The organism is Clostridium sp. CTA-19, from assembly GCF_054767855.1.
Genome location: NZ_BAAABH010000013.1, coordinates 82,134 through 98,265 on the forward strand (window position 1 = coordinate 82,134; position 16,132 = coordinate 98,265).

Consider the following 16,132-nt stretch of genomic DNA (forward strand, 5'->3'; position numbering starts at 1 on the left):
ATATAAAATTAATTTTTATCACTTTCATATATTTCTTTATAGTCAAAGTAACATTTTGGGCATAATGCTTCATACTCTACATTATCCTCTTTATCTATAGCAATTTGTTCTCCTTCAAATACGAATTTCCCATTTATTTTTCTACCATTTAAAAGAGCCTTTTTCCCACAATTACATATAGTTTTAAGTTCCTCTAAGCTATGCGCCAACATAAGCAATCTTGCACTTCCTTCAAACCCCTTCATTTGAAAATCTGTTCTTAAGCCATAACATATTGTAGGCACATCCAATTTTACAGCTACTTCAAATAGCTCATCTATTTGCTTTGATGTAAAAAATTGAGCTTCATCTGCCAGTACACAATTCACACCTCCATTATTTTTTATATAATCATTTATCAAATTATATATATTTATATTTTTGTCTATCCAAAAATCAACGTTTCTTGTAACACCTAGTCTAGATACTACTTTGTCTGCTCCCTTAGTATCTGTTTTCGGTTTTATTATAAGAACCTTCATTCCTCTTTCCTCATAATTATGAGCTACTTGCAATAAATTTGTAGATTTTCCACAGTTCATTGCACCATACCTAAAATACAATTTACTCATAAAACACCTCCAAGATATATTTTTTCACTTCACTTTAAATTGCATATTTTATTGTAATCCATTATTATTTTTAAATCAAACAAAGAAAATTTTTCCTATCCTTTAGTTTCAATATTTTTAAAGACTATAGTTATTAAATATTGGATATAATGTTAATGTTGTTGACTTTATATTTTATGCCGTGATATAATTTAGTAGTTGACAATACGGATATGTAATTCGAAAGAGGTGAAATACATGAAAAACGGAATACATCCAAATTACAATCACGAAGCAGTAGTTAAATGTGCTTGCGGTGAAACTTTCACAACTGGATCTGTTAAGGATGAATTAAAAGTAGAGATTTGCTCTAAATGTCACCCATTCTTCACTGGAAAACAAAAAATTGTTGATGCTGGTGGAAGAGTTGACAAGTTCATGAAAAAATTCAACCTTAAGTAGTAAGGTTATAAAAAGCAAGATGTTTTCTTGCTTTTATTTTTTTGTAATTTATAAAAAAATAAAGCTATGAATTATTTTTTTAATTCATAGCTTCTATTTTTTTAGTTATTTATTTTAATAAGTCAGAACTTTTTCCAATTATATCAAAGAAATCTTTATTATTCTTTGTTTTTGATAAAAGATTTATTAATTTTTCCGTAACCCCTTGTGAATTTCCATCACTATACATAGTTTGCCTAATGTTATATGTAATTTCCAACTCATTTTTACTTAATAATAAATCTTCTCTTCTAGTTCCTGATTTATATATATCTATAGCCGGGAATATTCTTCTTTCTTGAAGTTTTCTATCTAGATGAACTTCCATGTTTCCTGTACCCTTAAATTCTTCGAAAATCATATCATCCATTCTACTGCCAGTTTCAACTAACGCTGTTGCAAGTACAGTTAAACTGCCTCCTTGCTCAACATTTCTAGCTGCGCCAAAAAACTTTTTAGGCATTAAAAGTGCACCGGTATCTAATCCACCAGATAAAGTTCTTCCTGTTCTTGTTATTGTTAAATTATATGCTCTTGCAAGTCTTGTTAAACTATCTAAAAGAATTACAACATCTTGACCTTGTTCTACCATTCTTTTAGCTCTTTCAAGAACCATATAAGCAACTTTTGCATGATGTTCTGGTTCTTCATCAAAAGTAGAATAAATTACATCTCCTTGGATAGAACGTTGCATATCCGTTACTTCTTCTGGTCTTTCATCTATTAATAAAACAATTAAATTAATTTCAGGGTGATTTTTTGATATGCTTTGAGCTATTTTCTTTAAAAGTGTTGTTTTTCCAGCTTTAGGAGGTGCTACTATAACTCCTCTTTGACCTTTTCCGATTGGGGATATTATATCCATTAATCTAGAAGATAAATCACTTGAATCAGTTTCTAATTGTATTCTTTCCTTTGGGTATATTGGAATAAGTTTTTCAAAAGATGTTCTTCTTGCAGCTATCTCTGGGTTTTCTCCATTTATACTTTCAACAAACAATAAAGCCTTATATTTTTCTCCCTCTTTAGGTATTCTCACCTTTCCGGATACTTCATCTCCAGTTTTTAAATTAAATCTTCTTATCTGAGATAAAGAAACATAAATATCATCTGGACCACTTAAATAATTGTTTGACCTTAAAAGCCCGAAGTTTCCATTATCACTAATCTCTAAAACACCTTTCGAAGAACCAGACTCACTTATAAGTTCCTTTAATCTTTCTTTCTTTTCTTCAAAAGATTCTCGTTCTGTTACCCCGTTGTTTTGGCTTTGTCTATTATCTATGTCATCGCTTTCAATAGTTTTAGTATCATCATTCTTATTGTCCTTAGGAGCAATCTTTTCTCTTAATACTACTCCTGATTTTTCTATTGAAACAGGTGAAACTTTTTTTATTGCTTCTATTAATTCCAACTTTTTAAACTTAGAGATTCCTTTTATAGAAAGTTCTTTTGCAATTTCTTTAAGCTCTGATAAATTCATATCTTCTAAGTTCTTTTCCATTAATTTTTCCACCTACACAATCCTCTCTTCCTAGTTATTTTTAAAATTTATTATAACCATTTTTATAATAAAATTTATATCACAAACAATATGTTAACATTTTTTAAATTATTTAAATATACGTCATTGAAATAAATTATAACGTATATAGTTTATTTTATCCATATTATTCAAATAATTAACATGTTTTTTTATATTATTAATAAATTTTTACAATAATTTAATATTAATATGTGTTAAAAAGCAAAAAATCATTACTCTTTTTAACATTTCAATTATATTTTTATATTTTTTCAAACTATAATAGTCCATTATACATACTGGTACTATAAAATTCAACAAATAGAAAATATTCATATTGAATTATACCCATTGGGATTTTATTAATATTTTATAATTTTAAAAGGTGACATTTTCCATGTCACCTTTTTATCTCACATTACTCTTTTATAGTTATTTTTGCAATTAATTTTGTTTCTAATGGTGGTTGACCCATAGCAGACATATCATATTCTACTTTTATTTCTCCTCCAAAATCACCTATATCAATTTTAATAGATTTTGTTCTTATTTTTAAAGATAACCCACCATGAGGTGTACTATACAGTATATCATCTTCTTTATTTCTTTCAAAGTTCATTTTTGTAGTTATAGAACCTTCTCTTATTAAAGAAAATCCTGTTTCATTTATTTTTAGAGTAGTATTAGTGTCTTCCATACCAGATGCTTCTGTTTCTTCATAAGTAGCATAATAATAGCCATCTTCTTTATAAAAAGACCCAGCTGTCACAACTTCTACTGCCCCATCATCCCCTTGTGTACTTATAATACTTATTATAGCTTCTTTTTTTATAGATTCTTTCTCCATATGCCCTCCACTAGTTTACAATATATTTATCTAATTCCTTATCTGTTATCGTTTCTACTTCTATTATGTTATTTGATGGTTTACCATACTTGCCATATTTAACAACAACTTTTTCTGAATCTTTTCCTTTTGAATATCTAGCTGTTACTTTTGCTGCAAACTCGATATCTTCTTGTGATAATTCTCCTACACCAATAACCATAGAACCTTTAAAATCTCTAGCTAAGAATATAGTATCATCTTTACCTAATAATTTTTTAATGTGTTCTGCTTCGTCAGCTGTTCTTGTTGATATTATTTTTGCATTTTCGCTTACCCTAAAGTGTCTACCAAATCTTAAAAGTTGTATTTCTCTTTCTTCTACATCTTTTTTATTTTGTAGTATATCCTTTAATCTTTTTGAGTAATTTGGTTCTGTTAACTTACATCCACCTGCAGGAGACGGATATTCTTTAATACCCCACTTTTCTGCAAGTTCCATCTGAACTTTTCTACTTCTTCCACTTATATCTAAAAGTTTTTCCCTATCAACTAAACCTTGCTGTTCCATCTCAGTTGGTTGAAGATTTTTAGCACATAACGGTCTTAATATCTTATTTCCTATTCCACTTTCCTTTTTAACTTTATCTAAAGCTGTTCTATTTTGAGACATAGGCCTTTGATTCAAAACTTCACCAGTTATTATAAAATCAGCCTGGAACTTTTCTAACAGTTCTCCAGAATATCTCATCATCATAGCATGACAATCTATACATGGATTCATATTTTTTCCGTAACCATTTTTAGGGTTTTTAACCATTTCAAAATGTTCTTTGCTAAAATCTACAACTTCAAGTCTAACACCGATTTGGTCAACCATCCTTCTTGCACTGTCTTCATTAAAAAAATATGATTTAAAACATATTCCTATAACTTCTATCCCTTGATCCTTCATTAATTTAGCGGCTAATATGCTATCAAGCCCACCTGAAATCATCGCTAATGCTCTTGTCATATATATTATACTCTCCTTATTTTTTTATTTATACGTAAAACATTATATATAATAATTTACTATAGTTTATATCTCTATTATTTTGTTCAATATGTATTTTTTTATAAACATAATAATAAAATCATTTAAATTTAAATAATTATTACATTTTATATTATAATACAAAACTTATTTATGCAAATACCGTTTATACTATTTATTTTTTATACCTCTAACTTTGATTTTATTTTATCCTTTTTTAATATAACAATAAAAAATTATTTTCAACTTATACTTTTAAAAAGTTTTTTCCTATATAAAGCGATAACACTGCTAGATTCCTCTAACAGTGCCTTATAGTTTAATTATCTATTATTTCTTTCTATAGCTAATTCTATTAAATCGCTTATTAATTCTTTATAAGGTTTTCCTGTTGCATCCCACATTTTTGGATACATACTTATACTTGTAAATCCTGGAATTGTATTTACTTCATTTAAATAAACTTCATTTGTATCTTTATCTACTAAGAAGTCTACTCTTGCCATGCCAGCACAGTCTAATGCTTTAAATATTTTCACAGCTAAATCTCTTATTAATTCTATATCTTTATCATTGAACGCAGCTGGAATTAATAGTTTTGAAGCTGCATTATGATATTTAGCTTCATAATCATAGAATTCCTTTGCAGGTATTATTTCTCCTGGTATAGATGCTGATGGATTATCATTTCCAAGTACAGCAACTTCAACTTCTCTTGCATTTATACCTTTTTCAACTAAAACTTTTCTATCATGTTTTAATGCTTCTTCTATTCCTTTTTCTAATTCTTCGCTATTGTGAGCTTTAGTTATTCCAACTGACGATCCGCTATTAGCTGGTTTAACAAACACAGGATAAGTTAAATGGTTTTCTATTTTATTTATTAATTCTAATTTATTCTTATTATATTCACTATTTACAACAACAACATAAGGTGCTTGTTTTATACCTGCATGTTCTAAAATATATTTTGTATATATTTTATCCATACAAACAGCTGAACTCATAACTCCAGGACCAACACATGGAACATTCATTAACTTGCATAAACCTTGTATTGTACCATCTTCTCCAAATTGACCATGTAAAACAGGGAATACTACATCAACCTCTTTATTAAATATTATTTTTTCTCCTGATGGAATCTTATAAAATTCATCATTTTCCCAGTTTCCACTTTCTATATTATCTACATTTCCAGTGTATTCAAACCACTTTCCTTCTTTGTTAATACCAATAGGATATATATCATATTTATTTTGATCTATATTTTTTAATACAGAAGTTGCAGATACTCTAGAAACTTCATGCTCTGTTGATTGTCCACCAAATAAAACTGCTACTTTTTTCTTCATTCTTCATCTCTCCTTAGATTTCATTTAAAAAGTCAATCATCATTTTATACTATCATAATAAAATTTTACTTTAAATCTGTTCATATGTATATAGAATTGAACTATGAATTTTTATCCTGTTTATTTAGATAAAAATTTTTTCAAATGCCGTTTTATACATTTATAGTTTTATCAATTGCTACATTTTTAATATGATATTGATAAATGTAATCTTATTTTAAATGAACTCACCTAATAGTTTCAACCTCAATTTAACCCTTAAAACTTTTTACTTTTTGATAAATATAGGTTTTAAATCAATTTTTCGCCCACTACCGAAATGTAGATACTTATTTTTACGATTTATGTAGGTAGTTTAAAATGAAATCGATTTTAATATTACATTTATTGTCTAAAATAAAAAAATAAAGTAATAATTATATTAATTTCCAAATAATTTCATTACTACTTTATTATATAATTTATTTTTTTATTATTTCTTTTATTGTTTCTACTGCTTTTGATTTTATAACTATATCATTTTGTTGTGTATTATCTATTATTTTATCACTTGTAGGATTATTCTTTAAGTTATTAACCATATCATACTCTTTGTCATCTAAAACTTCTTTCATTTCTTTTTCTGTTTCTTGATAGGCTACCTTCCCCTGTTCTACATCTACAAAACAAAGAGGTGGAAACATGACACACCACCAATTTTGGCCTTCTCCGTTCCCTATTATTATTCTATAAGCTTCATATTTTCCTTGTGGTAATGTAATATTTCCATATGTTTTAACAGGAAAATACTCATTAGACAATGTACTTTGTAATTTATAATTATATCCGTTTTCTTTTAGAGTATTCTGTGCAATATCTAATATTTCTTTATCTTCTTTTTTTAGTATTTCTCTAGATTCGCCTATAGATTTTGAATCCTTTAACTTTGGAGATATATATTTTAAAACATTGTCTCTAACTTTTAATTTTACAGCTTGGTCATTTTCATCATCACTATTTGCAATAACATGAAATCTTATAATCTTTTTAGATACTTCCTCTATAGATGGATTTGAATTTTTTTTATATATTGAAAAACCTAATATACTTCCCAAGGTCATAGTTGCTACCATTGCTGATGCTATTATTTTTTTTATATTAACTTGTACACTTTTCATTTTAACTCCCCCTATAACTTTCAACTTATATTTTAATTATTTACATGATTTCAAATTTTATACATCAAAAATTATTTTTTAATATATTTTTATAAAAAATTTATCTTTAAATTTATAATTTTTCAAAATAAAAAAACTGCTGACTTTCAGCAGTCTTCTTGTTAAATTTAATTAGAAACCCCTACATTTCTTATCTTGCTTTCTACATCAAAAGTTATATCTGCATCCTTATACAATTGACTCCAATTGTCTTTTATCTCACTCCAAAGCATTGGCTTAAATTTTATTATATGATCTCGTATTTCTAGTGGGTCTATATTGTAGTCCTTTTGCAATACTTTAAAGGTTTCCAAAAATTCTCTTTCCATAGAATCACTTAGTTGATTTTGTATATTATTTATTTTATCACTATCAAGCATTCTAGCACCCATATAAGCCCCTGTTATTTCACCTTCTGTAATAACATGATAATTTAAATGCAGCTTATTTTTTTCTTTATCATAAGAAACTCTAAGTTTTGCATCAGTATCATCAATTTGATAATCAACTATTTTATCTTCTATAAATGCTATTTTTTCAGTAGCTCCTATATCACCCTTTATAAGCTGAATATTAGATACTTGAGAATTATTTAAAATTCCCTTTGGTGTTAATTTTTCTAGCACCTTCATACCATAAATCTTTAAATCTTCCCCTTCTATTCCTATATAAGGTATTAGCACCTCATCCCTTCCAATACTTGAAAAATAATTATGAAGAGTCACTGGTACTATTATACTTTTCTTACTGCTGTTAAGCATAAGCCCTGATATGTAATTTTCTATATTATCTTCTGTTACAGGTTTATATCCCACATAATCTTTAGCATCACCTTTTGTTATAACCATAAGCATAGATCTATTTAAAATAGAATCTCTACTTATATAATCCAAAACTCCACTTAGCACATCTGGATAGTCAAAAATTCTTTCACTTAATAATAATAATTTACTATGTCCAAAATGCAATTCTCTACTAGTTTTAGATAATGCATTAAAATACGCATCTGTCATAGAATACCCAGTAGATGTTATAGATATTTCTTCTGCGGACCCTTTTTCTGGCTCCATATTTCTTATATCAGGCATACCATAAGTAACTTCTATTAATGCTAATCCTTCTTCAGTAAATGGATCCTTGGTTTTAATTTCTTTTATATTATTTCTATTTTCTATGTCTTTGCCTACATCTATAGCTATAGTTGATACAAATGCTTTATTATCAATTTCTACACTATCTGAGCATCCAACTAACATTAAACTCATAATCATTATTACTATAATTCTTTTCATCTTCATAATTTAAGCACTCCTTTTCTTCTTTATCAGATTTATAAAGTAAGATAGGAATATAACTATTATTAAAGCTACTCCAAATATAATTTTAAACGGTCCAAGCCCAGCAGTATATATTTGAGCCATATTCTCTGGATATAAGGACATAGCATAGACTAAAGGTATGTATATTATCGCCGCAATCTTTATGTCTTCTATATTAAATATATCTTTAACCATATGTGTGGAAAAATAATATGTACTAACAAATGTTGCATAATAAAATAAAACCCATAAAGCCATAACCAATCCATCCCATCTTTCTAATACACCACTTCTTACATTGATTGATCTTAGCATAGTTATGGTAGGAAATATTCTTTCTGCTGTTTGAGCAACAGATAAATTAGCAGTTACTAAAATTATAGTGATTGTATAGAAAACACCTATAAATATAGTACTTCTTCTTAAGATTTTATTTATATTTTTCTTATTTTCTACAAGTGGCAATAACACAAATGCTATGCAAAATCCATTTACCAGAAAAAATAACTCAAAAACACTCTTCATATACTCTGTAGGTGTGTGGGTAAACACTGGTAATATTCTTTGAAAATCTGCAGTTGGTATTGCAAGTAGTAATATTATTGTTACCGGTATGAATAATAAAAAGAATATTATTTCATTAAAATATACTAAATTAGCTAAACCACCTCTAACTAAATATATACCAACAAATATTATTAACACTATTACCACTTCTAGTTCTGTCTTTGGTAGTAAAAATATTTTAACAACATCAGCAAATGATCTCAATGATACTGATAAAACAATTATCATGGCTATTGAATATGCCAGAGCTATTAGATTGCCCCAAAACCGTCCATATGTGTTTCTTAGTATTACTACTATTCCTTGATAATCATTCATCTTAATTAAACTATGTATCATATAAAGAACTATAAAAAGAAATATTGTCATAAGTATACATGAAATCCAACTATCTTGTTCCACTATTCTTGCTACAAAAGAGGGCCCATAAAATAGACCTATACCAACCATAGAAGCTACTAAAGTGGTAAATAATCCATAGTCTTTTATCATAAATTTATCTTTCATTTTTAAAACCTCCATTAAGATTTATGCCATATAATTTTAAATTACTCTTTTTGTCTAATCTTATCTTGAGTATGCATAAATCTAGGTCTATATTTAAAAATGCTAAATGGCAGTCTTACATACATATCCTTCATATCTTTCTCTGAAAGATTTACTCCTGGAGATAAATAAGGTATTCCAAAACTCTTTAACCTTATTAAGTGAATAAGTAAAAATATAACTCCTATAACCACTCCATATAAACCTAAAAATGCTGCCAATATTATAATCATTACCCTAAAATAAGAAAAGGCATAGGTAATAACATAATTTGGTATCAAAAACGTAGCTATTGCTGTAATTCCTAAAACTATTACCATTATAGGACTTGCAAGTCCTGCCGTTACTGCTGATTGCCCTAAAATTAAACCTCCAACAATACCTATTGTAGAACCAACAGGTTTAGGAAGCTTTGTTATAGCTTCTATAAGAAGAGCTAAACTGAACTCCATAAATAAAGCTTCCATATATGCAGGAAATGGAACACCCTCTCTGGACCTAGCCATTGCATAAGCAAGTTTCGATGGTATTAATGAGGTATGGAATGAAGTTATAGCAACATATAATGCTGGCAATACTATTGCTAACATTATAGCTAGAAACCTTATGATTCTAACAATTGATCCATTTAACCATCTATTATAATAATCATCTGGAGATTGAAGAAAAGTAGCCATTACTGCTGGTACAATTAATGCAAAAGGTGAATTATCAACTAATATACCAATTCTGCCATCATATAAACCAGCTGCTACCACATCTGGTCTTTCCGTACTTTGAATTTGTGGAAATGGACTAAAAGGATTTTCTTCTATATACTGCTCTATATATCCACTATCTAAAATAGCATCTAAATTTATATTGTCTAATCTTTCTTTTAATTCTTCTAATATTTCTGGATCAACAATATCTTCAATATACATTATTGCAATATCAGTTTTAGATCTTACTCCAATTTGTTTAGACTCTACTTTTAATCTAGTATCTCTTATTCTCCTTCTTACTAAAGCGGTGTTAAATCTTATAGTTTCAGTAAACCCTTCTCTAGATCCTCTAATAACAGTTTCACCTGCTGGCTCTCCAATACCTCTATTAGGCCAAGATCTATTTGCTATTACATGAGCATAAGGAAGTCCTTCAACAAACACTAGTGTTTCCCCTGAAAGAACAGACAGTATTCCATCACTCATTTTAGTGACATCTTTAATATCAGAAACCGATATTATACTATTTTTTAAAGTTTCAAACCCATCTATTTTATCTTTATTTGCCATAGCTGGTTTTAATAAAAAATCATTTAGTAAATCTTTATCTGCCATACCATCAATATAAACTAATCCCAATTTTCTATTTCCAGCATAAAAATCTCTAAAAACTACATCAGTAGCATTTTTAAATACAGCTTTAACAAAATCCATATTTTCTTTAGTAGATAAATGAATTTTTTCTTCCATATTTTCTAATTTATATTCCAAACTATCACTCCCAATCTTGAAAAACACAATAGTATATTAATCTTATTATTAAATTACATATATCAATCTTATAAAAAATAATATTATTGTTAATAACATAACCCCGCCACTAATATATCTTGCTTGTTTATACGCTTTATAATTTCCCTTAAGCTTAAAATACTTAGCATCAGCAAAAAATACCATACTCCCAGAAATTATCACTAAAATCAATAAATATAAATCAAATTTTTCAATTAGCTGCAAAATTATCACCTCTCATTTTTCCAGTCAGTTTATTGTTTGCAATATTTTGTTTCTATATTCAAAAAAAATGCTAATTTTAAAGTTACCTTTAAAATTAGCATTTTTAAATTCTAGTCTGTTTTTATATCTTACAATAAATTCTTATTAATTATATTGTCCTTGTTATATAACAATCTCTATATTTTTCTTTTAGTTTATCATAGCAATCTTGTGCTTTTAACATATCCTCGAAGAATCCAAAAACTGTAGGTCCACTACCACTCATCATAGAACCTAAAGCTCCGTTTCTCATCATTTCTTCTTTTATTTGTTTTATAAGTAAGTGTTTTTTTATAGTTACATTTTCAAGCACATTTCTCATATTTTTAGATACATATTTTATATTTTCTTGCTTCATTGCATTTATTAATTTTTCAGTTTCTGGATGTTTATGTATTTTATTTATTTCTAATGCTTTATATACATCTTTTGTAGATACTCCAAAATTAGGTTTTACTACAACTAATATTTTATTCTTAAATGGCTTTAATTTCGTTACAACCTCGCCAATACCTTCGCACAAAGCAGTTCCCCCCACTACACAATAAGGAACATCAGCACCTATTTTAAGCCCTAACTCCATTAACTCACCATCAGTGACATCTTTTTTAAACATACTTCTCATAGCTTTAAGTGTAGCAGCTGCATCTGCACTTCCACCTGCCATGCCAGCAGCAACCGGTATATTTTTTACTATATTAACTTTTACCCCAGATGAAATGTTATACTTTTCCATAAATAATTTTATAGCCTTATACACTAAATTATTTTCATCAACAGGCAAATACTTCTTATTACAATTTATAATTATATCTTCGTCACATTTTTCAAACTCTAATTCATCATATATATCAACTGTTTGCATTATCATTCTTAATAAATGATACCCATCTTCTCTTTTTCCAACTACATCTAATGATATATTTATTTTACCGTAAGCTTTAACTCTCATAAAGTTATTCACCACCAAATTAAATTATTTTACAATTTAGTATACCAAAGCTATTGAAAAGTTTAAAGATTAATTCGTAATTTATATATAAACTTTAAATTCAAGCTAAAAAATAGACTATCCCTTAAGATAGTCTATTATCATAATATAATTTTTCTAATCTAAATAACTGCTCTACCTGGTATTATTAATTTATCCATAGGTTTTATATCTTTCTCATTTTCAATACCATTAATATTTAATATTTTTTCTTTTGTAGTATAGTATCTCTTACATATTTTCCATAAATTATCGCCCTTTTGAACTACATATATAGTTACACTTGCTTTCTTCTGTGGAATTTCACCTTCAATTACATCCATTTCAACTAAAAACTTTTGTTTAATAGGATATGATACTATTCCATATCCTTTTATTATAGCTCTAACACATACATTTCCAGCCTCAATAGAGGATTCTAGCATTTCTAAATTCAATTTACAAATACAGTCCATATCTATTTTAGCGCCATCTATATCTATAGTTGTTGAAAATGGTATTTCATCACTTGCACAAGCTAAATATTCTTTATCATCGCCAGTAGAATAAAGCACATCTGCTTTTAATACTCCTTCTACTAAAATTTTATCATCCATTAACTTTTTCTCCGTGATATTTACATCTGCAGTTGTCATTATAACCTTACTAGGTTTAGGCATATCATCTGAAATTTCTATATCACCTTTTGCTAATGTTTCTATTTGATTTTGTCCTTGAATAACATTAATATTAAATTCTTCTTTGTCCATCTTAATCATTTTTGTTGGACAATACCCATCTTCTATCATTTCTATTTCTTCTTTAGCCATAACATGAGTGATTGTTTTAACTAAAAATTCTATATCTAAAATTCTATTCTCTCCCATATCATCTTCTTTTATATCATATTCAAAAGAATGTACTGAAAAATCTGTATTATGTTCCATACCATTTTTTATTTTATCGTTTTCTAATTCTTTTGTTATAGGTACATTTTCACTTATACATATAACTTCTTTACTATTTTTCCCTTTATATAACACTTGAAGATTTGCTACACATTCTAAGTGTATACCACCATCATATAACCTTACTTCTTTTTTTCCCAATGTAATGAAGTACTTAATTATTTTTCCTATTTCTGGTCTATCCATATCAATTTTAAGTTCTGTTTTACCTATCATTTCTCCCTCAAAACTACCAATAACTTTATCAAGAATCATAGGTTGTTTTAAAAATTGTAAATCTCCATCACTTTCAACATCCTTAACAATCTCAAAAGTATTTTTCTTTATCACATTACAAACAATATTAGCTACTCCTTGAATGCATATTTTTCTTTCGTTTACAATTATGCATTGAATATGTTCAATATCTACATTTGAGTCGCAATTCATATCAGCAGTTGCTCCATCTGCATCTACATTTGTACTTATTTTTGTTGTGTAGTTTACAGCATGCGCCTCTGTGTTATCTTCCTCTTTATTCATATAAAGAATGTTAAAATCAACCTCAAACTCCACTAACACCTTACCATTCATAACTTCCTTATTTACAACTAAAGGTTTTGCATTTAGCATCAATACATCTGAAACATCTGGAAGCGTATCTGGTATGACATATTCTTCTTTTATTACAACGTCTTGAGAATTTTCTCCAATTGATTGCTCGTAGTCTATATTATCTTTAACTAGATTCAAATCCATAAAAGAATCCCTCCTATCTATTAAATACCTACTAGTAATTTATATATATAATTTATATTATTTATTACTAAATCCTTATATTTTTTAATAAAAATAAATTACATTTATCTTCAAATTAAACAACTAAATTACAAAATTTTTCTTGTTATCTTTTTTAAATTTATTGTTGACATTTGTCGATATTTGTTATATTATAAAATTGGTTATTGACCATATAACCTCTCATAAATTCTCAATACCCTTTTATACCATAGCTGAAAGATGGATCCCCCATCTTTCATTTTTTTTATAAACTAACTCTTATAATATAATATTATTGAGAAAAACTATTTAATAGAACATTATAAAAATATTTTTATATAAAAAAAAGGATACATTTTCATGTATCCTTTTCTATTTATGTCAATGTCTAACTAGCAAATACTAACTGAACTGTTTTAGTTAATACATCTGAATAACTATATGAAACGGTTCTTTGTGCACAATCTTCTAACCTAACTGTAAAGATGCTCTCATATGCCTTTTCTAATACTCCGTCATTAATTAGGATTTTTCTTCTGCCTCCGTTAGCTTTTAATGTAACTTTTTCACCTACATGACTTTCAATGTCTTGTTTTATTGAAAGTAGAACATTTTTGGTATGCATGGGAAACACCTTCTTTCATTATCATTATATCGTAAAACCTCTTAAAATTCAATGCAAAATTTTAATTCTATTATTTTCAAGCCATATTGTCAATGCTTTATAGCTGTTATAATAATTAAGTTTTTATTGAATTTTATAGTTTTTCCTCATTATAAATCCATATTCCTTTGTTTTTCAACTTATGAATTAAACAATAACGAGTTTAGTATGTGTAGTCTTCTAGTTTTATATACTTAACAACTACTTTTGTTTTCAAATTGTTAACATAAAAAAGTCTATAATCCTGAATTCTAACGGTTTAACTCACTTAAAATACATAAAACGAGTATACAATTTATAGTTAAATACAAATTATATACTCGCTAAAAATATACTTATATACAAACCTTAATTTCTATTATTTATTACTTTATATATTGAGATTTTGGATATCCTTCTCTATATTTTCCCCTAGTTTGTAATCCACCTACCCCCCTTATACCGGTTATACTGTTTTCTAATGCATCTTGTATATTCACTATAGAATCTATACTTGTATAGGCTATTTTTTCACAAATCAAAACTGGGTCTAAGCAATGAATAAGTACCCTATTCGGAGAGCTAGCGAAATTAGCACCTGCATCTAGAAGTGCCTCATAGCACGATTGGCATGCTCCTGCAAATATAACTAAATCATCATAATTAGATTTATAAGATCTTAGTATAGAAACTGCTTCCACAAAATATTTAGAATTTCTATATTGACCTAAGTCCATATAATCATTTATCTCCTTATTCATTCCATCATGACCTGTTATTATAACTATATCCGGATTAACTTCTTTTACTAAGTCTAATATTACTTTGGGCTGGTCACACTCTTTTACAATTCTCCCCTCAGCATCAATAGATAATTCTTTATAAGTTTTTAAACATATCTCTAAATAATTTAAGTCTCCATCAATATGAAGTATTTTTCCTGGTCTTCCAAAAAATAATTCTTTTTTATCTATAACACTATTATGCCTTTTCATATAATCATAATAAGACTTGTCTAATATATGTGCAGCTTCACCTCTATAATTACCTTTTCTTTTATTTACAATTCTTTTTAAAGAACTATTAACTTTTTTATTAAAAACTTTATCCATCTCACCTAATCTGCTTCCACTTAGTACTTCTAAATCTTCTTCCGTAGCATCCGCTTCTATTCTTATATTTAGTCCCTTAAGAACATAAACATTTTTTCCATTTTCATTTTTTATGTCAATTATTTTAAAAGCTATATCACCTTCATAGGATTTTCTCACAACGACATCTCCTACTTTCAAATATATCATCTCCATATTCCAAGCTTTAATACCATTTTATTACAAAATATTATTATTGTTACTAATTTTGGTCATTATGGATGATTGATATTTTTTATTATTCTTTGAACTAGCATCTATTTTTTTCATCTATAGGGTTCCAAGTTCAGAATTAAAATTATACTAGGTAATTTTTAGCATAAGCTAACGAAAAAAGTTTATTTTTATTTGAATTTAATTCGTCAAAAATAAGTTTAGTATCCATAACAAGCTCATAAATATTTTCTCTAGCACTAGGCC

Annotated in this window: 15 protein-coding genes; 1 reads left to right on the plus strand and 14 read right to left on the minus strand. The window is 27.5% G+C overall.

Annotated elements, in window-relative coordinates; translation table 11 throughout:
• Window positions 1-8: 8 nt before the first annotated feature.
• A complete protein-coding gene (locus ACYUE0_RS09170) occupies window positions 9-611 on the minus strand; it encodes a thymidine kinase (protein ID WP_460270296.1) in 603 nt (200 codons plus the stop codon).
• 237 nt (window positions 612-848) lie between these two features.
• On the opposite strand from ACYUE0_RS09170, the gene rpmE reads away from it, so the two are divergent.
• Window positions 849-1,052, plus strand: a complete 204-nt coding sequence (gene rpmE / locus ACYUE0_RS09175; RefSeq protein ID WP_061994080.1) for a 50S ribosomal protein L31 — start codon at window positions 849-851, stop codon at window positions 1,050-1,052.
• Window positions 1,053-1,161: 109 nt separating this feature from the next.
• Here the strand turns inward: rpmE and rho are convergent, their stop codons facing one another.
• From rho to yabG, 13 genes are all read right to left on the minus strand, one after another.
• Window positions 1,162-2,595: a transcription termination factor Rho gene (gene rho, locus ACYUE0_RS09180; protein ID WP_061994079.1), complete on the minus strand. Its 1,434-nt coding sequence runs from the start codon at window positions 2,593-2,595 to the stop codon at window positions 1,162-1,164.
• Between the two features lie 439 nt (window positions 2,596-3,034).
• A complete protein-coding gene (locus tag ACYUE0_RS09185; RefSeq protein ID WP_157450815.1) occupies window positions 3,035-3,463 on the minus strand; it encodes a YwiB family protein in 429 nt (142 codons plus the stop codon).
• Window positions 3,464-3,473: 10 nt separating this feature from the next.
• Window positions 3,474-4,457, minus strand: coding sequence for a DUF814 domain-containing protein (locus ACYUE0_RS09190; RefSeq protein WP_061994078.1), 984 nt, complete (start codon window positions 4,455-4,457; stop codon window positions 3,474-3,476).
• A gap of 344 nt (window positions 4,458-4,801) precedes the next feature.
• A complete protein-coding gene (locus ACYUE0_RS09195) occupies window positions 4,802-5,833 on the minus strand; it encodes a D-alanine--D-alanine ligase family protein (protein ID WP_460270298.1) in 1,032 nt (343 codons plus the stop codon).
• 461 nt (window positions 5,834-6,294) lie between these two features.
• Entirely contained in the window at window positions 6,295-6,969 is a 675-nt protein-coding gene (gene spoIIR, locus ACYUE0_RS09200) for a stage II sporulation protein R (RefSeq protein WP_460270303.1), read from the minus strand.
• 188 nt (window positions 6,970-7,157) lie between these two features.
• Window positions 7,158-8,327 (minus strand): Ger(x)C family spore germination protein, encoded by a 1,170-nt coding sequence (locus ACYUE0_RS09205; RefSeq protein WP_460270299.1) that lies wholly within the window; start codon window positions 8,325-8,327, stop codon window positions 7,158-7,160.
• 3 nt (window positions 8,328-8,330) lie between these two features.
• The gene (locus ACYUE0_RS09210; RefSeq protein WP_061994075.1) at window positions 8,331-9,422 is read right to left on the minus strand and encodes a GerAB/ArcD/ProY family transporter; all 1,092 of its coding nucleotides are present in this window, start codon (window positions 9,420-9,422) and stop codon (window positions 8,331-8,333) included.
• A gap of 41 nt (window positions 9,423-9,463) precedes the next feature.
• Entirely contained in the window at window positions 9,464-10,915 is a 1,452-nt protein-coding gene (locus tag ACYUE0_RS09215; protein WP_061994097.1) for a spore germination protein, read from the minus strand.
• Window positions 10,916-10,984: 69 nt separating this feature from the next.
• Window positions 10,985-11,191: a CLC_0170 family protein gene (locus ACYUE0_RS09220; protein WP_431603321.1), complete on the minus strand. Its 207-nt coding sequence runs from the start codon at window positions 11,189-11,191 to the stop codon at window positions 10,985-10,987.
• A 139-nt stretch (window positions 11,192-11,330) separates the two neighbouring features.
• Complete coding sequence (ispE, locus tag ACYUE0_RS09225; protein ID WP_061994073.1) at window positions 11,331-12,173, minus strand: 4-(cytidine 5'-diphospho)-2-C-methyl-D-erythritol kinase; 843 nt, start codon at window positions 12,171-12,173, stop codon at window positions 11,331-11,333.
• A gap of 161 nt (window positions 12,174-12,334) precedes the next feature.
• A complete protein-coding gene (locus tag ACYUE0_RS09230) occupies window positions 12,335-13,897 on the minus strand; it encodes a DUF3794 and LysM peptidoglycan-binding domain-containing protein (protein WP_460270300.1) in 1,563 nt (520 codons plus the stop codon).
• 409 nt (window positions 13,898-14,306) lie between these two features.
• Window positions 14,307-14,543 (minus strand): Veg family protein, encoded by a 237-nt coding sequence (locus ACYUE0_RS09235; RefSeq protein ID WP_010293838.1) that lies wholly within the window; start codon window positions 14,541-14,543, stop codon window positions 14,307-14,309.
• A 404-nt stretch (window positions 14,544-14,947) separates the two neighbouring features.
• The gene (yabG, locus tag ACYUE0_RS09240; protein ID WP_460270301.1) at window positions 14,948-15,853 is read right to left on the minus strand and encodes a sporulation peptidase YabG; all 906 of its coding nucleotides are present in this window, start codon (window positions 15,851-15,853) and stop codon (window positions 14,948-14,950) included.
• Between the last annotated feature and the right edge of the window lie 279 nt (window positions 15,854-16,132).

What these genes read in the sequence shown, in the direction of transcription:
- ACYUE0_RS09230 (WP_460270300.1), bottom strand. Translation starts at nt 13,897, where the DNA reads ATGGATTTGAATCTAGTTAAAGATAATATAGACTACGAGCAATCAATT.
- rho (WP_061994079.1), bottom strand. Translation starts at nt 2,595, where the DNA reads ATGGAAAAGAACTTAGAAGATATGAATTTATCAGAGCTTAAAGAAATT.
- ACYUE0_RS09185 (WP_157450815.1), bottom strand. Translation starts at nt 3,463, where the DNA reads ATGGAGAAAGAATCTATAAAAAAAGAAGCTATAATAAGTATTATAAGT.
- ACYUE0_RS09190 (WP_061994078.1), bottom strand. Translation starts at nt 4,457, where the DNA reads ATGACAAGAGCATTAGCGATGATTTCAGGTGGGCTTGATAGCATATTA.
- ACYUE0_RS09205 (WP_460270299.1), bottom strand. Translation starts at nt 8,327, where the DNA reads ATGAAGATGAAAAGAATTATAGTAATAATGATTATGAGTTTAATGTTA.
- ACYUE0_RS09210 (WP_061994075.1), bottom strand. Translation starts at nt 9,422, where the DNA reads ATGAAAGATAAATTTATGATAAAAGACTATGGATTATTTACCACTTTA.
- ACYUE0_RS09235 (WP_010293838.1), bottom strand. Translation starts at nt 14,543, where the DNA reads ATGCATACCAAAAATGTTCTACTTTCAATAAAACAAGACATTGAAAGT.
- ACYUE0_RS09195 (WP_460270298.1), bottom strand. Translation starts at nt 5,833, where the DNA reads ATGAAGAAAAAAGTAGCAGTTTTATTTGGTGGACAATCAACAGAGCAT.
- ispE (WP_061994073.1), bottom strand. Translation starts at nt 12,173, where the DNA reads ATGAGAGTTAAAGCTTACGGTAAAATAAATATATCATTAGATGTAGTT.
- ACYUE0_RS09170 (WP_460270296.1), bottom strand. Translation starts at nt 611, where the DNA reads ATGAGTAAATTGTATTTTAGGTATGGTGCAATGAACTGTGGAAAATCT.
- rpmE (WP_061994080.1), top strand. Translation starts at nt 849, where the DNA reads ATGAAAAACGGAATACATCCAAATTACAATCACGAAGCAGTAGTTAAA.
- ACYUE0_RS09215 (WP_061994097.1), bottom strand. Translation starts at nt 10,915, where the DNA reads ATGGAAGAAAAAATTCATTTATCTACTAAAGAAAATATGGATTTTGTT.